We start from the raw sequence: 21,002 nt of genomic DNA on the forward strand, positions 1-21,002 counted from the left end.
GCCAGACGGGTTTACGGGTGGGTAGCCCCTGGGTTCCCGTGCGCGGGGGAACAGCCCGTAGAGTGACGGGCATTGTCGACAAGAGCAGGGGGACGGGGATGACCGGCGAGCACCGCCCCATGACCTCCCGCATCACGGACGCCCTGCTCCCGGCGGACCCCCCGCCGGTGGAGACCACGACCCGCCTCCGCCCGATCCCCGCACCGGACCGCCCCTCGGGCCCGCCACCCCAGACGTCCGCCCCGGCCCGCCCGGGGGTGCCGGAAGCGTCGGCGGCTTCGTCCCGCCGCGGGGCGCCGGAAGCGGAGGCTTCGTCCCGCCCGGGGGCGCCTGCATCGGCAGCCGCTTCGTCCCGTCCGGGGACACCGGTGTCGGCGGCCTTGCCCCGCCCGGGGACACCGGCACCGGCGGCCGCCCCGGCCCGCCCGGGGACACCGGCACCGGCGGCCCCTTCGCCCGTTCCGCCCCGGCCGACGCCCGTCCCGCCCCCGCCGGCCCACCGACCGGCGCCCGCCCCGGTGACGTCCGCACAGGCCGCCGTCCCGCCCCGGCCCGCAGGGCCGCCCGAGGGCGGCGCGGCGCTGCCCGCGCCCGCTCCTTCGGACGCGGCGGCCGCGCCGCGCCGGCCCACGCCGCCCCCCACGGGGCCGACGGGCCCCGGCGCCCGGACCGCCTCCGCCCCCACCCGGCCCCCGGCCGGGCCGGTCGCCGCCGCCGGGCGCCCGGACGCGCACCCTCACGCGGCGGCCCGCGCCACGGCCCCGTACCGCGGGCCCGGCCCGCTCCCGCCCGAGGTGCCCGTCGAGATCACCACGCGACTTCGGCCCGTGCCGGAGCGGCGGACCGGGCGGACCCTCGCCGTCGCCGCCTGCGCCGTGCTCGGCTTCGGGCTCATCGGCGGCGCCCTCGCCGGCGTCTGGCTGGCCGCGTCCGAGCCCGGGAAGCCCGTCGAACCCGTCGGCTACGCCGAGGCCAAGGACCTCTGGCACAACGCACCCGTCGACACCCTCTTCCCCCGCACCGTCGCCGGCCCCGGCGCCGGCCCCGGCGGCGCCGACCGCACCTGGACCCGGATCGTCGTCGCCCCGGACGCCGCCTGCACCCCCGCCGTCCTCGCCAAGGGCCTCCTCGCCGCCGTCGAGCCGTTCGGCTGCGAGCGCGTCCTGCGCGCCACGTACACCGACGCCACCGCCAGCAGCGTGATCACCGTCGGCCTCGTCTTCACCCGTGCCGACGCCGCCGCCCAGCGCACCCTCGGCCCGTACCTCTCCACCCGGCTCGGTACGGACGTCCCCCCGGCCCTCGCGGGACCCGGCACCGTCGCCGCCCGCTTCGGCGCCCCGCAGCGCGCCGCCTGGTGGGTGGACGCCCCCGCCGACCTCCCCGTCGCCGTCACCGCGGTCTCCGGCTTCGCCGACGGCCGGACCGTCGACGGCGGCCCCGTCCTCGCCACCGAGGCCCTGGGCGCGCGCCGTACCGACGCCACCGCCCAGTCCGGTCTCGGCCACGAGGCCAAGGGCATCACCGAACGCTTCGTACGACTGCTGCGCACGGCCGCCACCAAGGCCGCCAAGGAGAACGCCCGGTGACCCGACACGCCCACCGCCGGACCCGCGGCGGCGCGGTCGCCCTGCTCGCCGCCGCCTTCTCCGTCCTGCCCGCCACCACCGCCCCCGCCCACGCCGACACCATCCGGGCCCGGCAGTGGGGCCTCGAAGCCCTGCACACCACGGAGGCCTGGCGCACCACCAAGGGCCACGGCGTCACCGTCGCCGTCCTCGACACCGGCGTCGACGCCGACCACCCGGACCTCGCGGGCTCGGTCCTCGCCGGACGCGACCTCGTCGGCTTCGGCGCGTCGAAGGGCGACCGCGCCTGGGCCCGGCACGGCACCGCCATGGCCGGCATCATCGCCGGACACGGCCACGGCCCCGGCGGCCAGGACGGCGTCCTCGGCGTCGCCCCCGACGTCCGGATCCTGCCCGTGCGGGTCATCCTGGAGTCCACCGACGGCGCCCGCGACAAGGCCCGCAAGACCCGGGGCACGGCCCTCGCCGAAGGCATCCGCTGGGCCGCCGACCACGGCGCCGACGTCATCAACCTCTCCCTCGGCGACGACTCCAAGTCCGCCCACCCCGACGCCGACGAGGACGCCGCCGTCCAGTACGCCCTCGCCAAGGGCGTCTCCGTCGTCGCCTCCGCCGGCAACGGCGGCGAGAAGGGCGACCACATCTCGTACCCCGCCGCCTACCCCGGCGTCATCGCCGCCGCCGCCGTGGACCGCTACGGCACCCACGCCTCCTTCTCCACCCGCCGCTGGTACGCCACCGTCAGCGCCCCCGGCGACGACATCGTCATCGCCGACCCCGACCGCCGCTACTACGAGGGCTGGGGCACCAGCGCCGCCGCCGCGTTCGTCTCCGGGGCCGTCGCCCTCGTCCGCTCCGCACACCCCGACCTCACCCCCGCCCAGATCAAACGGCTGCTCATCGACACCGCCCGCAACCGGCCGAAGGGCGGACGCAGCGACGCCAAGGGGTACGGGACGGTCGACCCGGCCGCGGCGATCGCCGCCGGCCGCCGGATCGAGGCCGGCGACCCCAAGAGCACCAGCACCGGCTACCGGGGCCGCTACTTCGGGCCCGGCCCCCTCCCCGCCGCCGAGGAGAGCCACCCCCTCGGCCTGCTCGCCCCCGTCGCGGGCGGCCTCGGCGCCCTGCTGCTCCTCACCGCCGTGATACTCCGGCGCGCCCACCGGACCTCCTAGTCAGGGGCCCGGACCCGGCGGCTAGGCTCGGTGCGTGGCGCTCAAGAACATCCCGGACCCCGGTTTCTCCGAAGACGACGGCACCGCCGACCCGCGGCTGGCCGCGGCCCTCGCGGCCTGGGCGGAGGACAGAACCGCCCACGGCCCGGTCCTCGAAGCCCTGAAGGAGGCCCGGCTGCTCGTCCCCGTGGTCGCCGTCCTCGGCGAGGTCGAGATCGACCCCGAGACGGGGCTGAAGCAGGAGAAGACGAGCGACATGGCCGTCCCCACCCTGACGGCCGGCGACCGGCGGGCCCTGCCGGCCTTCACCTCGATCGCCTCGCTCGCCCTCTGGGACCCGCAGGCCCGGCCCGTCGCCGTCCCCGTCCAGCAGGCGATCGCGGCCCTCGTCCACGAGAAGGCCGACACCCTGGTCCTGGACCTGGCCGGCCCCGTGCCGTACCAGGTGACCGGCTCCGCGCTGATCGCCCTCGCCGAGGGCCGCACCAGCACCGATCCGCTCGACGACCCCGCCGTGCGGGAAGCCGTGCGCGCCGTCGTGGCCGCCGAGCCCGCGGTGCTCCGCGCCCACCTGGGCCCCGGCACCGCCGACGGCACGGTCGCCCTGGTCCTCGCCGCGGACGCCTCCCCGGCGGAGGCGGCCCAGCGCGTGGCCCGTGGCCTGGCCGCCGACGAAACACTGAGGGCCCGCCTGGTGCGGGGCCTCGACCTGGCACTCCTGCCGGCCTCGGCCACGCCTCCGGGCGAGCCCTTCTACGTGAAGCGGTGATTTCCTAGCCGTACACGGGCCCCGTGTACTTCTCGCCCGGTCCCTGGCCCGGCTCGTCCGGGATCAGGGAGGCCTCGCGGAAGGCGAGCTGGAGGGACTTCAGGCCGTCCCGCAGGGGGGCCGCGTGGAAGGAGGAGACCTCCGTCGCGCCGGCGTCCAGGAGGCCCGCGAGCGCGTGGATCAGCTTGCGCGCCTCGTCGAGGTCCTTGTGCTTCTCGCCCTCCTCGGTGAGCCCGAGCTTCACGGCGGCGGCGCTCATCAGGTTGACGGCGACGGTCACGATCACCTCGACCGCCGGGACCTCCGCGATGTCGCGGGTCATGCTCTCGAAGTCGGGGGTGTCCGTGGACTCGTTCTGGGGCGTCTCGCTCATGCCCACACGATAAGCGGACGTACGGTTCGCGCCGACCGCCGGGTCCTGCTAACCTTGTGTAACGACCGGCTGGACATCTCTGTGTCCGGCCCACAAGTGGAGGCTCCGTACTCCCACCTGACCACCCTCGCGGGTGGCGGGTCACCGGTCAGGTGGCGCCCATCGTTCCGTACGGACGATGGAGCCGCCCGATGCGCGCCCCGCGGTTCACCGTGGTGGTGCTCCGGTTTTCCGTGGAGCCCCGCCTGTGTACCGTCCGGGGCATTTTTCATGTACCGGCCCGGTTGGTCTCAACTGTTTCACGTGACGTGTCCGTCCGCCAAGGCGGTCGCGTGGTGCTACCGAGGAGGATCCATCAGCGCCGAGCCCCGCATCAACGAGCGGATTCGCGTTCCCGAGGTGCGTCTTGTCGGCCCCAGCGGCGAGCAGGTGGGCATCGTCCCCCTTGCCAAGGCCCTGGAGCTCGCTCAGGAGTACGACCTCGACCTGGTCGAGGTCGCGGCGAACGCCCGCCCGCCCGTGTGCAAGCTCATGGACTACGGGAAGTTCAAGTACGAGTCGGCCATGAAGGCCCGTGAGGCGCGCAAGAACCAGGCGCACACGGTCATCAAGGAGATGAAGCTCCGGCCGAAGATCGACCCGCACGACTATGACACCAAGAAGGGTCACGTCGTCCGGTTCCTCAAGCAGGGCGACAAGGTCAAGATCACGATCATGTTCCGTGGTCGTGAGCAGTCCCGCCCGGAGCTCGGTTACCGACTTCTGCAGCGCCTCGCCGAGGACGTCCAGGAGCTTGGGTTCATCGAGTCCAACCCGAAGCAGGACGGCCGGAACATGATCATGGTTCTCGGTCCGCACAAGAAGAAGACCGAGGCCATGGCCGAGGCTCGCGAGGCCCAGGCCGCGCGCAAGGCGGAGCGTCAGGGCGGTTCGTCCGAGGCCCCCGCCGCCGCTGCCGAGGAGACCTCGCCGGAGTCCCCGGCCGAGAACGCCGAGGCGTGATCCACGGGGGCTGCCTCCCGGCAGCCCCCGGATTCCGTCCGGACCCACCAATCGAAGAATGACGCTCCCGGTTGCCCGGTGCCCGCACCGGGGGGAGCGCCACTGACGAGGAGAGAACGGCGCTATGCCGAAGAACAAGACGCACTCCGGTGCCAAGAAGCGCTTCAAGGTCACCGGCTCCGGCAAGATCCTGCGGGAGCGCGCCGGCAAGCGCCACCTGCTCGAGCACAAGTCGTCCAAGCTGACGCGTCGCCTCACCGGCAACGCCGAGATGGCCCCGGGTGACTCCGCCAAGATCAAGAAGATGCTGGGCATCTGATCTGATCTTCCGCCCTCGGCGACGAGGGCATCCGGCACAGACCGGGACCCATCCGTTTTTCGGGTCGTGTGAGGACCACCACGACCCCGCTACAAGGAGTTAAGAAGTGGCACGCGTCAAGCGGGCAGTCAACGCCCACAAGAAGCGCCGGGCGATCCTCGAGCAGGCCTCCGGCTACCGCGGTCAGCGTTCGCGCCTGTACCGCAAGGCCAAGGAGCAGGTCACCCACTCGCTGGTCTACAACTACAACGACCGCAAGAAGCGCAAGGGCGACTTCCGTCAGCTGTGGATCCAGCGCATCAACGCCGCTGCCCGCCAGAACGGCATGACGTACAACCGCCTCATCCAGGGTCTGAAGGCCGCCAACATCGAGGTGGACCGCAAGATCCTCGCCGAGCTGGCCGTCAACGACATCAACGCGTTCGCCGCGCTGGTCGAGGTCGCGCAGAAGGCCCTCCCGGCCGACGTCAACGCCCCGAAGGCCGCCGCCTGATCTTCCAGGCCCGCAGTACTTCCGCCCGGACCCGCAGGTGCGCTCGCGCCTGCGGGTCCGGGTGCGTCGGCCCCCGAAACCCGTAGTCCCGGCCCGCAGCGCCACCGGCCCGCACGGCCGTCGGCCCCCGTCGCGCCCCGGCCCCGAAGAGAGAACCGCCGCACCCCATGGTCACCCCCGAGCTGATCTCCCCGCGTTCCCCGCGCGTCGTCGCCGCCCGGCGGCTCGCCAAGCGCAACTTCCGGGGCAAGGACCGCCTCTTCATCGCCGAGGGCCCGCAGGCCGTCCGCGAGGCCGTCGAGCACCGCGGCCCCGGCGGCGAACCCACCCTCGTCGAGCTGTTCACCACCGTCGAGGCCGCCGAGCGCTACGACGCGATCGTCGACGCCGCCCGCGCCGCCGGCGCCCGCGTCCACTTCGCCTCCGACGCCGTCCTCGCCGAGGTCTCCCAGACCGTCACCCCGCAGGGCCTCGTCGGCGTCTGCCGCTTCCTCGACTCGCCGTTCGAGGAGATCGTCGCCGCCCGGCCCAAGCTGGTCGCCGTCCTCGCGCACGTCCGCGACCCCGGGAACGCCGGCACCGTGCTGCGCTGCGCCGACGCGGCCGGCGCCGACGCCGTCGTCCTCACCGACGCCTCCGTCGACCTCTACAACCCCAAGTCCGTCCGCGCCTCCGTCGGCTCCCTCTTCCACCTCCCGGTGGCCGTCGGCGTCCCCGTCGAGCAGGCCGTCGCCGGACTCAAGGGCGCGGGCGTGCGGATCCTCGCCGCCGACGGCGCCGGCCAGGACGACCTCGACGACGAGCTCGACGCCGGCACCATGGGCGGGCCCACCGCCTGGATCTTCGGCAACGAGGCCTGGGGGCTGCCCGAGGAGACCCGGGCGCTCGCCGACGCCGTCGTCCGCGTCCCGATCCACGGCAAGGCCGAGAGCCTCAACCTCGCCACCGCCGCCGCGGTCTGCCTGTACGCCTCCGCCCGTGCCCAGCGCCCCCGAACCTCCGCCTGAGGGGTCCATTCCGCTCTCCCCGCCCAGTAGAGTGACGCACTCGGGGGCCCACTGCGCTACACGGAGGGGTGGGGTACGGGGATGACGGTCGGCACGGACAGTCCCGCACAGGCACGGAGCACCGCGCCGCACGCCCCGGGACAGGCCGGACCCGGCGGCGCTCAGCACGCCCCGGAACCGTCCGGGCCCGGCGGCGCACCGGAGCCGCCCGGGCACGACGCCGTGCCGGGCTCCGCGGAGGCGGCCGGTTTCGCCGGGATCGACCCCGACGACCTGCCCGACGGTCTCGTCATCGCCGACGAGACCGGCCGCGTCGTCCGCTTCAACGCCGCCGCCGCCCGCATCACCGCCGTCCCCGCCGACCGGGCCCTCGGCCTCCCCCTCGACGAGGCGCTGCCCCTGGAGGACCTCAAGGGACGCCGCTGGTGGGCGCTGACCGATCCGTACGGCGGGCTCTCCACCCGCCGCGGCCAGCCCGAGCGCAACCTGCTGCTCCCCGGCGGCCGCGAGGTCCTCGTCTCCGCCCGGTACGTCCGCGAGCACCCCACCGGCCCCGTCCGCCGCGTCGTGGTCTCCCTCCGCGGCACCGAGGCGCGCCGCCGCACCGAGCGCAGCCACGCCGAGCTCATCGCCACCGTCGCCCACGAACTGCGCTCGCCGCTGACCTCCGTGAAGGGCTTCACCGCCACCCTCCTCGACAAGTGGGAGCGGTTCAACGACGAGCAGAAGCGGCTCATGCTGGAGACGGTCGACGCCGACGCGGGCCGCATCAAGCGGCTCATCGCCGAACTCCTCGACATCTCCCGGATCGACTCCGGCCGCCTCGAAGTCCGCCGCCAGCCCGTCGACATCGCCGCCGCCGTCGGCCGGCACATCCAGGTGCACACCACCGCCGGCCAGCCCCCCGACCGCTTCTTCGTCCGGATCAGGCCCCAGCTGCCCGCGCTCTGGGCCGACCCCGACAAGATCGACCAGATCCTCGGGAACCTCCTCGAAAATGCGGTGCGCCACGGCGAGGGAACCGTCACCATCGAGGTGGCACCCACCACGCTGGGCGACGACGGAGAAGAGGGGACGGAGGTCACCGTGAGCGACGAGGGACCCGGCATCCCCGAAGCGTCGATGAGCCGCGTCTTCACCCGCTTCTGGCGGGGCAGCAAACGCGGCGGCACCGGCCTCGGCCTCTACATCGTCAAGGGCGTCGTCGAGGCCCACGGCGGCACCATCACCGTCGGACGGGGCCCCCGTGGCGGGGCCGAGTTCCGATTTATCCTGCCCGTCGGCACCCCGGCCCACCTCCTCTGACGTCTCAGCAGACGAGACCGCACGAGATCAGGAGCCGTCCGGCCTGCCCACGGGCTCATTCGCGTCCCCGCGCCCCGTTAGACTCGTCCTTTGGCACGTTTGCGCCCTTGACGTCGAGCGGGGCCGCCCAGCCAGCCAACGGAAGCACGGGAAGAGATGTCGGCACCCAATAAGTCGTACGACCCGGTCGAGGTCGAGGCCTTGAAACCGGAAGAGATCGAGCGCATGCGGGACGAGGCGCTCGCCGCCTTCGCCGCCGCAGGCGACCTCGACGCGCTCGCCCACGCGAAGACCGCGCACACCGGCGGCACCTCGCCGCTGGCGCTCGCGAACCGCGAGATCGGCGCCCTGCCGCCGCAGGCCAAGGCCGCCGCCGGAAAGCTCGTGGGCCAGGCCCGCGGTGCCGTCTCCAAGGCGCTCGCCGCCCGCCAGGCCGAGCTGGAGGCCGAGCGCGACGCCCGTGTCCTCGTCGAGGAGGCCGTCGACGTCACCCTGCCGTACGACCGCGTCCCCGCCGGCGCCCGGCACCCGCTCACCACGCTCATGGAGCGCGTCTCCGACGTCTTCGTCTCCATGGGGTACGAGGTCGCCGAGGGCCCCGAGGTCGAGGCGGAGTGGTTCAACTTCGACGCCCTCAACTTCGTCCCGGACCACCCGGCCCGGCAGATGCAGGACACCTTCTTCGTCCAGGGCCCCGAGGGGACGACCGGCGACGAGTCCGGCGTCGTGCTCCGCACGCACACCTCGCCGGTGCAGGCCCGCACCCTCATCGACCGGGAGCCCCCGGTCTACGTGGTGTGCCCCGGCCGCGTCTACCGCACCGACGAGCTCGACGCCACGCACACCCCGGTCTTCCACCAGATCGAGCTGCTCGCCGTCGACGAGGGCCTGACCATGGCCGACCTCAAGGGCACCCTCGACCACATGGTCCAGGCGCTCTTCGGCCCGGACATGAAGACCCGGCTGCGCCCGAACTTCTTCCCGTTCACCGAGCCGTCCGCCGAGATGGACATGCTCTGCTACGTCTGCCGCGGCGAGTCCGTCGGCAACCCGGACCGGCCCTGCCGCACCTGCGGCAGCGAGGGCTGGATCGAGCTCGGCGGCTGCGGCATGGTCAACCCGAAGGTGCTGATCGCCTGCGGCGTGGACCCCGAGAAGTACAGCGGATTCGCCTTCGGGTTCGGCATCGAGCGGATGCTGATGTTCCGCCACAACGTGGAAGACATGCGAGACATGGTCGAGGGTGACGTCCGGTTCACCCGGCCGTTCGGGATGGAGATCTGATGCGGGTCCCGCTTTCTTGGCTGCGGGAGTACGTCGACCTGCCGGCGACGGAGACCGGCCGCGACGTCCAGGCCAAGCTCATTTCGGCAGGCCTCGAGGTCGAGACCGTCGAGCAGCTCGGCGCCGGCCTGACCGGCCCGCTGGTGGTCGGCAAGGTCCTCACCATCGAGGAGCTGACGGAGTTCAAGAAGCCCATCCGCTTCTGCACCGTCGACGTCGGCCAGGCCAACGGCACCGGCGAGCCCCAGGAGATCATCTGCGGCGCCCGGAACTTCGCCGAGGGTGACAAGGTCGTCGTGGCGCTGCCCGGCGCCGTGCTCCCCGGTGACTTCCGGATCGCCGAGCGCAAGACGTACGGCCGCGTCTCCCGGGGCATGATCTGCTCCGGCGACGAGCTCGGCATGGGCGACGACGGCTCGCACGGCATCATCGTGCTGCCGCCGGAGCACGAGGTCGGCACCGACGCCACGGTCCTCCTGGAGCTGTTCGACGAGGTCCTCGACATCGCCGTCACCCCGGACCGCGGCTACTGCCTCTCGATGCGCGGCGTCGCCCGCGAGACGGCCACCGCCTACGGCCTGCCGCTGCGCGACCCGGCGCTCCTCGACGTGCCCGCGCCGAACTCGTACGGCTACCCGGTCCAGATCACCGACCCGATCGGCTGCGACCGCTTCACGGCCCGCACGGTCGTCGGCCTCGACCCCGAGGCCCGCTCCCCGATCTGGCTGCAGCGCCGCCTCCAGAAGGCCGGCATGCGCTCGATCTCGCTGGCCGTCGACATCACCAACTACGTGATGCTGGAGCTCGGTCAGCCGATCCACGCCTACGACCGCACCCGGCTCGACGGCCCCATCGGGGTCCGCCGCGCCGAGGCCGGCGAGAAGATCACCACCCTCGACGGCACCGCGCGCGTCCTGGACGCCGCGGACCTCGTCATCACCGACAACCGCGGCCCGATCGGCATCGCCGGCGTCATGGGCGGCGCCAACACGGAGATCGCCGACCCGGTGACCGACCCGGAGACCGGGATCGTCACCGGCAGCTCCGAGGTCGTCATCGAGGCCGCGCACTTCGACGCGATCTCGATCGCCCGCACGGCCCGCCGCCACAAGCTGTCCTCCGAGGCGTCCAAGCGCTTCGAGCGCGGCGTCGACCCGCAGGCCGCCGCCGCTGCCGCGCAGCGCTGCGTCGACCTGCTCGTGCTGCTCGCGGGCGGCACGGCCGAGGCCGGGGTCACCGAGGTCGCGGCCCCGGCCGCGCCCCGGACCATCGCCATGCCGGCGAACCACCCGGACAAGGTCGCGGGCGTCGCCTACGGCCGCGAGACCGTCGTCCGCCGCCTCCAGGAGGTCGGCTGCGACGTCTACGGCCAGGACGAACTCGTCGTCACCGTGCCCTCGTGGCGCCCCGACCTCAACGAGCCGAACGACCTCGCCGAAGAGGTCATCCGCCTGGAGGGCTACGAGAACCTGCCCTCCACGCTGCCGAAGCCCCCGGCCGGCCGCGGGCTCACCGACCGCCAGCGCGTCCACCGCCGGGTGGGCCGCGCCCTGGCCGGTGCCGGCTACGTCGAGGCGCTGAACTACCCGTTCATCGGCGAGCAGGCCCTCGACCACCTCGGCCTCGACGCGGACGACGAGCGTCGCCGCCTCGTGAAGCTGGTCAACCCGCTGTCGGACGAGGAGCCCGCGCTCCGCACGACGCTGCTCCCGGGTCTGCTCGGCGCGCTCCGCCGCAACGACAGCCGCGGCAGCCACGACCTGGCGCTCTTCGAGACCGGTCTGGTCTTCCGGCCGGGCGAGGAGCCGGGCGTCGCCGTCCGCCTGGGCGTCGACCGCCGGCCCACCGACGAGGAGATCGCCTCGGTCAACGCCGCGCTGCCCGCGCAGCCGCGCCGCGCCGCCGTCGTCCTCGCCGGTGCGCGTGAGCAGGCCGGCTGGTGGGGCAAGGGCCGCCCGTCCGACTGGGCGGACGCGATCGAGGCCGGCCGGACCGTGGCCGCCGAGGCGGGCGTCGAGCTGATCATCAGCGCCGACCAGCACGCGCCCTGGCACCCGGGCCGCTGCGCCGCGTTCCACGTCGAGGCGGACGGCGAGAAGATCCTCGTCGGTCACGCCGGTGAGCTCCACCCGCGCGTGGTGAAGGCGTTCGGCCTGCCGGCCCGTACCTGCGCGATGGAGATCGACCTGGACCTCCTGGAGAAGGCGAACGAGGGCCCCGTGAAGGCCCCCCGGATCTCCTCCTTCCCGGTCGCCACCCAGGACGTCGCCCTCGTCGTCGCCACGGACGTCCCGGCCGCCGAGGTCGAGGCCGCCCTCACCGAGGGCGCGGGTGAACTCCTGGAGTCCATCCGGCTGTTCGACGTCTACACCGGCGACCAGCTCGGCGCGGGCAGCAAGTCCCTGGCGTACGCGCTGAAGTTCCGCGCCCCGGACCGCACCCTGACGGTCGACGAGGCCAGCGCGGCCCGCGACGCCGCGGTGGCCCTGGCCGCCGAGCGCACGGGCGCCGTCCTGCGCGGCGCCTGAGGCATCGCAGCACCACCAGGAGGGCCGCCCCGGGGATTCCCCGGGGCGGCCCTCCGCCGTTCCCGGGACACGGAGGCGCCCTCGCCGTCACCGGTACCCGGGGGCGGCCCTCGCCGTCACCGGTACCCGGGGGCGGCCCTCGCCGTCACCGGTACCGGGGGCGGCCCTCCGCGTCACCGGTACCCGGGGCGCCGGCCGGGCGGCTCGCCGTCCGTGCGTCTCCCGGGACCGCGTCCGGGGCGGTCCTCCGCGGTGCCCGGGAACCGTACGCCTGCCCCGGTCCCGTTCGTCCGTGCGCGTGGCGAAGCCCTGGCGAAGGGCGGCGGAGCGGGGGTGCTCACTCCTTCGGGTGAGATCGACGGGGGCTGTTCCATGCCATCCCGCGCGGTCGGCAGAATCGACGCGGCCGCAGGGGCGGACCTGTGTGCCGCAGCGCTTCCGGGCGCTGTCGGGGCTCGGGAAGGGCCGTGCATGATCCGTACCAGGTCGTTGCTCGCCGATGGCTCCCGGCTCCGCCGGCTGGCCCCGCTCGCTCTTCCCACCACGTGGGGCGCCGTGGCCGTCGCGTGGAAGTACGGCTGTCCGCTGGCCCGGCAGCCCGGACCGCCCATGCGGATCGCCACCAGCGTCGTCTTCCTCACCGTCGGCCTCGGCATGGTGCTGGGCGTCCGGCACGGGCTCGCGCGGGAACTCGCCCGCGCCCGGGCCGTCGCGGCCGCCACCCAGCAGGCCCTGCTGCGCCCCCTGCCGGCCCGTCTCGACGGCCTCGCGCTGGCCGCCGGGCAGCTCTCCGCCTCCCGGGGGGCATCCGTCGGAGGGGACCTGTACGAGGCGGTGGCCACCCCCTACGGCGTGCGGCTCGTCATCGGGGACGTCCGGGGCCACGGGCTGCCCGCGCTCGGTGCGGTGGTCGCGGTGCTCGGCAGCTTCCGCGAGGCCGCGCACGACGAACCCGAACTCGCCGGGGTGCTGCGGCGGCTCGAACGGGCCCTGGAGCGCCATCTGCGGGAGCGGGCGCGGGAGGAGCACCCGGCGCGGGCCGGGGCGGAGCCCGAGCATCCGGCGGCGGAGGAGTTCGTCACCCTGCTGCTCGTGGAGGTCCGCCCCGACGGGCGGCTCACGGTCCTCAACTGCGGTCACCCCGGCCCGTACCGCCTGGGGAAGCGGGCGGAGCGGCTCGCGATCGGGGACCCGCTGCCCCCGCTCGGGGTGCTGCCGCTGCCCGCCGGGATCGTGCCGTACACGGCGGCCCGGCTGCTGCCCGGCGAGACGCTGGTCCTGCACACGGACGGCGCGGAGGAGGCCCGTGACCGGCGGGGCCGGTTCTTCGCGCTCGACGCCGCGCTGGCCGGAGCGCCGGGCGAGGCGCCCGCCGCCCTGGTCCGCCGGGTCCACGCGGAGCTGCTGCACCACACGGGCGGCCGGCTCGCCGACGACGTCGCGCTGCTCGTCGTGCGCAACGACCGCGTCCGGGTGCCGGCGCAGCCCGCCGAACCCGGGCTGCGCCGACCCCGGCCCGCCCCCTCCTCCCACCGCTGAGCGGAGGGGCGGGACCGGCGCCGCCCGCCCCGCCACGGAGTGTCGGGCAGATCAGCGGGGCGGGCGGCGCGGACCGGGCGGCCGCACTGTGATGAGGGGGGAGCCGGCGGCCCGGTCGTCGCCTTGCGGCGAGAAGCACAGTCAACCGGGGCCGGGGCGGGCGTGGCAGAGCACGCGGGCCGGGAGAACGGGTACTTCGTTCACACCCCGTGCGAAATCACCGGTACGGGGGGCTTCCGTTCGGTTCGCTCCGTATGAATTCGGCCACCGCTACGCTGAGTTCCCCGAGCGGAGCGGCCATGCGAGTGACCGGAGCGGCCATGCAGCCCAACACCTTGCTCGACGCCCTGCTCGACGAAGCGGGCGTCTCCCACGCCGGCCTGGCCGCCCATGTGAACCGGGCGGGCCGGGCCCGTGGCCTCGCCCTGCGGTACGAACACACCGCCGTGGCCCGCTGGTTGAAGGGGCAGCGGCCGCGCGGCCAGGTGCCGGACCTGATCTGCGAGGTGCTCGCCGCCCGGCTGCACCGGCAGGTGACCCTGGACGACATCGGCCTCGGGGTGCCGGGCGGACCGCCGCCGGCCGCCGGGACGCCGCTGTCCGGTTTCGTGGAGCGGGCGGCCGCGCTGTGGCGCTCCGACGAGCAGCAGCGGCCGCACATCGTGGCCGCTCCGGCGGTGACCGGCACCCAGGCGGTGATGCCGGTGTGGGAGTGGGAGAACCCGCCGGAGGACGTGGACGTCTCGCGCACGGGCCGGACGACGGTCTCGGCGGCCGACATCGCCGTCCTGAGCGCCGCCCGGTCGCACTACGAGCAGATGTACCGCAGGGCCGGCGGCATCGCGACCCGGGCGCGGATCGTCGGCTTCCTCAACACCGAGACCGCGCCGCTGCTGCGGGGCGCGTACGGCGACGCGCTGGGGCGGCGGCTGCACCGGGCCGCCGGCGGGCTCGTCGCGGTGGCCGGAATCTGCGCCTACGACGCGGACGCGCACGGCCTCGCCCAGCGCTACTTCCACCAGGCGCTGCGGCTCGCGAAGGCGAGCGGGGACCGGGGGCTCGGCGCGTACGTGATCGCGCTCCTGGTCAACCAGTCGCTGTTCACGGGGGAGTACCGGCAGGCCGTGGCGTTCGCGGAGGCGGCGCTGCGGGCGGCGGGGCGGCAGATCACCCCGGCGCTCGCCGCCGATCTGACGGCGATGCAGGCGAAGGCGTACGCGCATCTGGGCGACAGGACCGCGGCGCTGGCCTGCATCCGGCGGGCCGAGGCGGCGGCGGAGCGGATCAGCCCGGGGGAGGAGCCGGTCGAGACGGGCTACGTGCAGCCGGGGCTCGTCAACGTCCAGGTGGCGGAGGCCCTGTTCGGCCTGGGCGACCTCGACGCCGCCCACGAGCACGCCTCGGCGGCGGTCGGCGTGCCCTCGCACGACCGGGGCCGGGTGCACCGGCTCGCCATGCTGTGCCGGATCGAGCTGCGGCAGGGGGAGGCCGAGGAGGCGGCGCGCACGGCGGTGGAGATGACGGAGCGGGCGCGGGGGATGGAGTCGCGACGGCTGCGGGACCGGCTGACACAGGTGCGGGAGCAGCTCCTCGCGAGCGGCTGCGGGGAAGCCCGGGAGGCCGCCGCTCTCATCGAGGGGGCGCTGCGCGTTCCCCTCTGAGCCGCCAACTGCTGCGATATTGCCACCAAACAAGCACCGACCGATCGGAAGGTGGCAAGAAACGTGCAATGGACGAAACTCAGCGAACACTCGGTCTATGAGAACCGCTGGTTCCGAGTGAATCTCGCGGACGTCGAACTCCCCGACGGCCGCCACCTCGACCACTATCTGATCCGGCTCCGCCCGGTCGCCGTCGCGACGGCGGTCAACGAGGCCGACGAGGTCCTGATGCTCTGGCGCCACCGCTTCATCACCGACAGCTGGGGCTGGGAACTGGCCGCCGGCGTCGTCGAGGACGGCGAGGACCTGGAGACCGCCGCCGCCCGCGAGATGGAGGAGGAGACCGGCTGGCGGCCGGGGCCGCTGCGCCATCTCCTCACCGTCGAGCCCTCGAACGGCCTCACCGACGCCCGCCACCACCTCTACTGGGCGGAGCGGGCCACCTACACCGGGCCGCCCGAGGACGCCTTCGAGTCCTCACGGAGGGCCTGGATACCGCTGAAGGAGATCCCCGAGATGATCGCCCGGGGCGAGGTCCCGGCCGCCAACACGGCCGCCGGACTGCTGATGCTCCACCATCTGCGCCTCGGCTGAGGAACGGAGCGGGATGTGCCGGACGGCCCGTACCTGTGCGGGTGTACGGGCCGTCCGGCCGGAGCGCCGGCGTCAGGGGTCGGACGCCGGGCTCCGGGTCTGGGAGGGAGCCGGTGGTTCAGGAGTACGGGTAGAAGCCCGAGCCCGTCTTCCGGCCCAGCCGGCCGGCGTCCACCATGCGCTGGAGCAGCGGGGGAGCGGCGTACAACGGCTCCTTGAACTCGGCGTACATCGAGTCGGCGATCGACGCGATCGTGTCCAGGCCGATCAGGTCGGAGAGCTTCAGCGGACCCATCGGGTGGGCGCAGCCGAACTCCATGCCGTTGTCGATGTCCTCGCGGCTCGCGATGCCCGACTCGAACATCCGGATCGCCGAGAGCAGGTACGGCACGAGCAGCGCGTTCACCACGAAGCCGGAGCGGTCCTGGGCACGGATCGCGTGCTTGCCGAGCACCTTCTCCGCGAAGACCTGGGCCCGGCTGATCGTGCCCTCGGAGGTGGTGAGGGCCGGGATCAGCTCGACGAGCTTCTGCACCGGGGCCGGGTTGAAGAAGTGGATGCCGATGACCTGGTCGGGGCGGGAGGTCGCCACGGCCAGCTTCACCAGCGGGATGGAGGAGGTGTTCGAGGCCAGGATGGCGTCCGGCCGGGTCATCACCTGGTCGAGGACCTGGAAGATCTCGGTCTTGACCTGCTCGTTCTCCACGACCGCCTCGATGACGAGGTCGCGGTCGGCGAACTCGCCCAGGTCGGTGGTGAAGCTGAGGCGGGCGAGCGTCGCGTCCCGCTCCTCCTCGCTGATCTTGCCGCGTTCGGCGGCCTTGTTCAGCGAGTTGTAGAGCCGTGTGCGGCCGATCTCCAGCGCCTCGCCGGTGGTCTCGGCGACCTTCACCTCGAGCCCGCTCCGGGCACACACCTCCGCGATGCCCGCGCCCATCTGGCCGCAGCCCACCACTCCGACGCGCTCAATGTCGGCCATGGAGTCCGTCACCTCGTGCCTTTCGCTCTTCTCCGGCGGCGGGAGGCCCGTGTGATTCCGGGTGCGTCCGCCTCTACCCCCACGACGTTACCGCTCATTAACCGATGATCGATCGTCCGGAGTGGGCATGCTGTCCCGGTGGGTGTGACGTATCCGACAGAGGAGGGGGACAAGTGCGGCCTTTCGGGAGAAGAGGGTTCGTGAACGGTGCCGCCGGAGCGGTGCTCGCCGTGACCGGAACGACAGGAGCGGCCCTCCCCGCGCCGGGCACGAGGGGTTCCGCGCTTCCCGCGACGGACGTGACGGACGCGGTGCCGCCGCCCGCCGCCGGCACCGCTCCCGCGGCGCGCGGCAAGCCGCACCGCGGACGGGAGTTCCGCGGCATGTGGCTGGCGACGGTCGCCAACCGCGACTGGCCCTCCCGCGCCGGACTGACCGCCGGACAGCAGCGCGCCGAGCTCCTCCGCCACCTGGACACGGCGGTCGAGCGTCGGCTCAACACGGTGGTCCTCCAGGTCCGGCCGACCGCCGACGCGCTGTGGCCCTCGCCGTACGAGCCGTGGGCGCAGTACCTGACCGGCACGCAGGGCCGTGACCCGGGCTGGGACCCGCTGGGCACGGCCGTCGACGAGGCCCACGCCCGGGGGCTCGAACTGCACGCCTGGTTCAACCCGTACCGCGTGGCGAACCACGCGGACCCGAGCAGGCTCGTCGCCTCCCACCCGGCCCGGATCCACCCGGAATGGGTACTGCCCTACGGCGGGAAGCTCTACTACAACCCCGGGCTGCCCGAGGTCCGGAGCTTCGTCCAGGACGCGATGCTGGACGCGCTGCGCCGCTACGACATCGACGCCGTGCACTGGGACGACTACTTCTACCCGTACCCGGTGGCCGGGCAGGTCTTCGCCGACGACGAGGCCTACGCGCGGTACGGCGGGGACTTCCCCGACAAGGCGTCCTGGCGGCGGAACAACACCGACCTGCTGGTCTCGGAGATGTCCGCCCGGATCAAGGAGACCGACCGGCGCACGGCCTTCGGCATCAGCCCCTTCGGGGTCTGGCGGAACGCCGCCACCGACCCGGAAGGCTCGGACACCCGCGCCGGTGTCCAGACGTACGACGACCTGTACGCCGACACCCGCAAGTGGATCCGCGAGGGCTGGATCGACTACGTGCTGCCGCAGCTCTACTGGAACATCGGGCTGCCCGCCGCCGACTACGCCAAGCTGCTGCCCTGGTGGGACGCGGTGGTCCGGGACACCGGCGTGGGGCTCTACATCGGCGAGGCGCTCTACAAGGCGGGCGACCCCGCCCAGCCCGCGGCCTGGCAGGACCCGGGGGAGCTCTCGCGCCACCTGGAGCTGGCCGGCACGTACCCCTCGGTCGGCGGCCACTGCTACTTCTCCGCCAAGGAGGTCGCCGCGGACCCGATCGGGGCGATGACCACCCTGGTGGCCGATCACTACCCGACGCGGGTCCGTCCGCCGAAATAGGGGGTCGGGTCTCCGGGGCGGGGCCTCAGCCGGTCCCCGCCTCGGGACGATGGCGTACGACGCTGTCGGGGCCCGGCGACATCAGAGCCTCGTGACCGTCGTCCTCGAACTTCACGCGGTACGGGGGAGCGCCGTTCTCCCCCAGTACCTCCAGGACCTTGGCCGTACGGTCGTGGTGACCGACGGTCCGGCCGTGTACCAGCAGCTTGTCGCCCACGCTCGCCTGCATCGGGCTGTCCTCCTCGCGACCGGGCCGGTCCTGCCCCGTACTGCGCAGGGCCTCTGTCTGTCATTGTGACCCGGTATGCACAGATTCGTCGCGTCAGCTCTTCGCCCGCTGGGTGACCGCGATGCAGACCAGGACCGCCACCGCGGCGACCGGGGCGGCCAGCGGCAGGCTCTCGCCGAGCAGGAAGACCGACCAGAACAGGGTGAGGAGCGGCTGGGCCAGCTGGAGCTGGCTGGCCTTGGGGATGCCGATCGCGGCCATGCCGCGGTACCAGACGTACAGGCCGAAGAAGGTGGAGCCGGCGGCGACCCAGACGAGACCGATGACGCCGTGCGCGTTCAGGTGGACCGGCTCGATCGACAGCGCGACGGCCGAGGCGACCGCCATCAGCGGCAGGCAGAGGACCAGGGCCCAGCCGATGACCTGCCAGCCCGGCATGAGCGCGGCGAGCCGGCCGCCCTCGGTGTAGCCGGCCGCGCACACGAGCAGCGCCCCGAAGAGGTACAGGTCGCCCGTGGAGAACGAGCCGCCGCTCTGCTGGAGCGTGAAGCCCAGCACCACCACGGCACCCGAGACGGCCGCGAGCCAGAAGGCGCGGGACGGCCGGCGCCCGGTCCGCGCGGCGGCGATGGTCGCGGTGGTGAGCGGCAAGAGGCCCACGACCACGGCGGCATGCGAGGTGGTGGAGGTCTGCAGGGCCAGCGTCGTCAGGAGCGGGAAGCCGATGACGACACCGCAGGCCACCACGGCGAGGCCCGCCCAGTGGCGCCGCTCGGGCAGCGGCACCCGGCCCGCGAGGAGGAAGGCGCCGGCGATGAGCGCGGCGAGGGTGGAGCGCACGGCCACCAGCGACCAGGGACCGAAGCTCTCCAGGCCCCACACGGTCGACGGGAAGGTGAGGGAGAAGGAGACCACGCCGAGCCCGGCGAGCAGCGTGCCACGGGAGCGGGGGGCGGAGGCGGCGCGGGCGTCGGCGGCGGACCCGGCGCGGGTGCCGGAGGCGCCGGTGGTGCCGACGGCGGAGGCGGCGCCACCGGCCCCGGCGGGGGAGGCGGCCCCGGAGACGGTTCCGGTTCCGGTCGTCTCGGTCCGGGAGGACCCGGTGGCGGTGACCGCTATCGTGGTCCGGCTAGTAGCGCTATTCTGTGTCCTCATGCATGAGCGTAGCAGTGTTGCGGAACTGGCGAAATCCCTGAGAGCAGAGCTGGACCGCTACTCTCCCGGCGGAAAACTGCCATCGAGTCGGGCGCTCGTCGAGCGCTATCGTGTCTCCCCGGTCACCGTCACCCGGGCCCTCGCCCAGCTCGCCGCCGAAGGGCTCGTCGTCACCCGCCCCGGCGCCGGAGCCTTCCGCGCGGAACCGCGCACCCCCACCCCCGTCGCCGGTGACACCTCCTGGCAGGAGGTCGCCCTCAGCGCCGACAGCGCCACCGAACTCGTCCCCCGCGCCGTCGACGCCTCCGGCGTCCTCGTCACCCTCTCCGCGCCCCCGCCCGGCGTGATCGAGTTCAACGGCGGCTACCTCCACCCCTCCCTCCAGCCCGAGAGCGCCCTCGCCGCCGCCCTCGCCCGGGCCGGCCGCCGCCCCGGCGCCTGGGGCAGACCGCCCACCGACGGCCTGCCCGAACTGCGCGAATGGTTCGCCCGGGAGATCGGCGGCAGCGTCACCGCGGCCGAGGTCCTCGTCACCGCCGGCGGCCAGTCCGCGATCAGCACCGCCCTGCGCGCCCTCGCCCCGCCCGGCACCCCCGTCCTCGTCGAGTCGCCCACCTACCCCGGCATGCTCGCCGTCGCCCGCGCCGCCGGACTCCGCCCCGTCCCCGTCCCCACCGACACCGACGGGGTGCGCCCCGAACTCCTCGAAGCCGCCTTCCGTGCCACCGGCGCCCGCGTCTTCGTCTGCCAGCCGCTCTTCCAGAACCCGACCGGGACCACGCTGCGCCCCGAACGCCGCCGCGAGGTCGTCCGCATCGCCCGCGCCGCCGGGGCCTTCGTCGTCGAGGACGACTTCGCCCGCCGCCTCGTCCACGAGGACGCCGCCCCGCTCCCCGCACCCCTCGCCGCCGAAGACCCCGACGGCGTCGTCGTCCACGTCCGCTCCCTCACCAAGATCACCTCGGCGAGCCTCCGCGTCGGCGCCCTCGCCGCCCGCGGCCCGGTCCTCGAACGCCTGCGCGCCATCCAGGTCGTCGACAGCTTCTTCGTCCCCCGGCCCCTCCAGGAGGCCGCGCTCGAACTCGTCGGCTCCCCGGCCTGGCCCCGCCACCTCCGCGCCGTCGCCCAGGAGCTCAGGAACCGCCGGGAGGTCATGACCGGCGCCCTCGCCCTCCACCTCCCCGAACTCGCCCTCCCGTACGTCCCCTCCGGCGGCTACCAGCTCTGGCTGCGCCTCCCCGACACCCTCCCCGAGTCCTCCCTCCTCGCCGCCGGACTGCGCGCCGGCGTCACCGCCGCCCCCGGCCGCCCCTACTTCTGCGCCGAACCCCCCGCCGGCCACATCCGGCTGAGTTTCGCGGGTGTCGCGGGCCCCACGGAGATCGTCGAGGGCGTCCGCCGCCTGCGGACGGCGGTCGACGAACTCACCGGCTGACCCGGAGGGCGGGCCGCACCGGGCCCCGGCGCGGCCCGCCCCCCCGTTCCCGGCCCGGGGCAAATTCGCC

General features: G+C 74.0%; 19 protein-coding genes. 15 read left to right on the forward strand and 4 right to left on the reverse strand.

The window, feature by feature from the left end; translation table 11 throughout:
* Window positions 1–518 precede the first annotated feature (518 nt).
* Genes ACIGW4_RS30685 through ACIGW4_RS30695 form a run of 3 tightly spaced genes read left to right on the forward strand, consistent with a single transcriptional unit; the run spans window position 519 to window position 3,536 of the window.
* Window positions 519–1,589 carry a hypothetical protein gene (locus ACIGW4_RS30685; protein WP_399584231.1) on the forward strand — a complete coding sequence of 357 codons (1,071 nt, stop codon included), beginning with the start codon at window positions 519–521 and terminating at the stop codon, window positions 1,587–1,589.
* The gene (gene mycP, locus ACIGW4_RS30690; RefSeq protein WP_399584233.1) at window positions 1,586–2,767 is read left to right on the forward strand and encodes a type VII secretion-associated serine protease mycosin; all 1,182 of its coding nucleotides are present in this window, start codon (window positions 1,586–1,588) and stop codon (window positions 2,765–2,767) included. Before ACIGW4_RS30685 ends, mycP begins: the two co-directional genes overlap by 4 nt.
* Before the next feature lie 34 nt (window positions 2,768–2,801).
* On the forward strand, window positions 2,802–3,536 hold the full coding sequence (locus ACIGW4_RS30695; protein ID WP_398710721.1) for an SseB family protein: 735 nt from the start codon (window positions 2,802–2,804) through the stop codon (window positions 3,534–3,536).
* A gap of 4 nt (window positions 3,537–3,540) precedes the next feature.
* Here ACIGW4_RS30695 and ACIGW4_RS30700 read toward each other — a convergent pair whose 3' ends face one another.
* Window positions 3,541–3,909, reverse strand: a complete 369-nt coding sequence (locus ACIGW4_RS30700; protein ID WP_041128341.1) for a DUF1844 domain-containing protein — start codon at window positions 3,907–3,909, stop codon at window positions 3,541–3,543.
* 270 nt (window positions 3,910–4,179) lie between these two features.
* On the opposite strand from ACIGW4_RS30700, the gene infC reads away from it, so the two are divergent.
* From infC to ACIGW4_RS30750, 10 genes are all read left to right on the forward strand, one after another.
* Entirely contained in the window at window positions 4,180–4,911 is a 732-nt protein-coding gene (gene infC, locus ACIGW4_RS30705) for a translation initiation factor IF-3 (protein WP_398710722.1), read from the forward strand.
* A 124-nt stretch (window positions 4,912–5,035) separates the two neighbouring features.
* A complete protein-coding gene (rpmI, locus tag ACIGW4_RS30710) occupies window positions 5,036–5,230 on the forward strand; it encodes a 50S ribosomal protein L35 (RefSeq protein ID WP_041128339.1) in 195 nt (64 codons plus the stop codon).
* 106 nt (window positions 5,231–5,336) lie between these two features.
* A complete protein-coding gene (gene rplT, locus ACIGW4_RS30715) occupies window positions 5,337–5,723 on the forward strand; it encodes a 50S ribosomal protein L20 (protein ID WP_030493496.1) in 387 nt (128 codons plus the stop codon).
* A gap of 167 nt (window positions 5,724–5,890) precedes the next feature.
* Complete coding sequence (locus ACIGW4_RS30720) at window positions 5,891–6,730, forward strand: RNA methyltransferase (RefSeq protein ID WP_123450516.1); 840 nt, start codon at window positions 5,891–5,893, stop codon at window positions 6,728–6,730.
* Window positions 6,731–6,811: 81 nt separating this feature from the next.
* The gene (locus ACIGW4_RS30725) at window positions 6,812–8,035 is read left to right on the forward strand and encodes an ATP-binding protein (RefSeq protein ID WP_398710723.1); all 1,224 of its coding nucleotides are present in this window, start codon (window positions 6,812–6,814) and stop codon (window positions 8,033–8,035) included.
* A 156-nt stretch (window positions 8,036–8,191) separates the two neighbouring features.
* A complete protein-coding gene (pheS, locus tag ACIGW4_RS30730; RefSeq protein ID WP_123450514.1) occupies window positions 8,192–9,319 on the forward strand; it encodes a phenylalanine--tRNA ligase subunit alpha in 1,128 nt (375 codons plus the stop codon).
* Window positions 9,319–11,847, forward strand: coding sequence for a phenylalanine--tRNA ligase subunit beta (gene pheT / locus ACIGW4_RS30735; RefSeq protein WP_123450512.1), 2,529 nt, complete (start codon window positions 9,319–9,321; stop codon window positions 11,845–11,847). Before pheS ends, pheT begins: the two co-directional genes overlap by 1 nt.
* A 471-nt stretch (window positions 11,848–12,318) precedes the next feature.
* Window positions 12,319–13,386 (forward strand): PP2C family protein-serine/threonine phosphatase, encoded by a 1,068-nt coding sequence (locus ACIGW4_RS30740; protein WP_399584239.1) that lies wholly within the window; start codon window positions 12,319–12,321, stop codon window positions 13,384–13,386.
* A gap of 320 nt (window positions 13,387–13,706) precedes the next feature.
* Window positions 13,707–15,047, forward strand: coding sequence for a transcriptional regulator (locus ACIGW4_RS30745; protein WP_123450507.1), 1,341 nt, complete (start codon window positions 13,707–13,709; stop codon window positions 15,045–15,047).
* A 63-nt stretch (window positions 15,048–15,110) separates the two neighbouring features.
* The gene (locus ACIGW4_RS30750; RefSeq protein ID WP_123450506.1) at window positions 15,111–15,641 is read left to right on the forward strand and encodes an NUDIX hydrolase; all 531 of its coding nucleotides are present in this window, start codon (window positions 15,111–15,113) and stop codon (window positions 15,639–15,641) included.
* Window positions 15,642–15,759: 118 nt separating this feature from the next.
* On the opposite strand, the gene ACIGW4_RS30755 is transcribed toward ACIGW4_RS30750, so the two are convergent.
* Entirely contained in the window at window positions 15,760–16,620 is an 861-nt protein-coding gene (locus ACIGW4_RS30755; protein ID WP_123457224.1) for a 3-hydroxybutyryl-CoA dehydrogenase, read from the reverse strand.
* Between the two features lie 200 nt (window positions 16,621–16,820).
* Here ACIGW4_RS30755 and ACIGW4_RS30760 point away from each other — a divergent pair, with 200 nt between their 5' ends.
* Window positions 16,821–18,113, forward strand: a complete 1,293-nt coding sequence (locus ACIGW4_RS30760; RefSeq protein ID WP_399584242.1) for a glycoside hydrolase family 10 protein — start codon at window positions 16,821–16,823, stop codon at window positions 18,111–18,113.
* A gap of 25 nt (window positions 18,114–18,138) precedes the next feature.
* Here the strand turns inward: ACIGW4_RS30760 and ACIGW4_RS30765 are convergent, their stop codons facing one another.
* Together ACIGW4_RS30765 and ACIGW4_RS30770 are read right to left on the reverse strand one after the other, a co-directional pair.
* Window positions 18,139–18,342 carry a DUF1918 domain-containing protein gene (locus ACIGW4_RS30765; RefSeq protein WP_123450504.1) on the reverse strand — a complete coding sequence of 68 codons (204 nt, stop codon included), beginning with the start codon at window positions 18,340–18,342 and terminating at the stop codon, window positions 18,139–18,141.
* Window positions 18,343–18,435: 93 nt separating this feature from the next.
* Window positions 18,436–19,497, reverse strand: a complete 1,062-nt coding sequence (locus tag ACIGW4_RS30770) for a DMT family transporter (protein WP_399584245.1) — start codon at window positions 19,495–19,497, stop codon at window positions 18,436–18,438.
* On the opposite strand from ACIGW4_RS30770, the gene ACIGW4_RS30775 reads away from it, so the two are divergent.
* Complete coding sequence (locus ACIGW4_RS30775) at window positions 19,496–20,932, forward strand: PLP-dependent aminotransferase family protein (protein WP_399584248.1); 1,437 nt, start codon at window positions 19,496–19,498, stop codon at window positions 20,930–20,932. The two genes, ACIGW4_RS30770 and ACIGW4_RS30775, sit on opposite strands and share 2 nt — an antisense overlap.
* Window positions 20,933–21,002: the final 70 nt, after the last annotated feature.

Origin of the sequence: Streptomyces sp. NPDC053513, from assembly GCF_044544765.1 — a bacterium.
Classification (GTDB): domain Bacteria; phylum Actinomycetota; class Actinomycetes; order Streptomycetales; family Streptomycetaceae; genus Streptomyces; species Streptomyces litmocidini.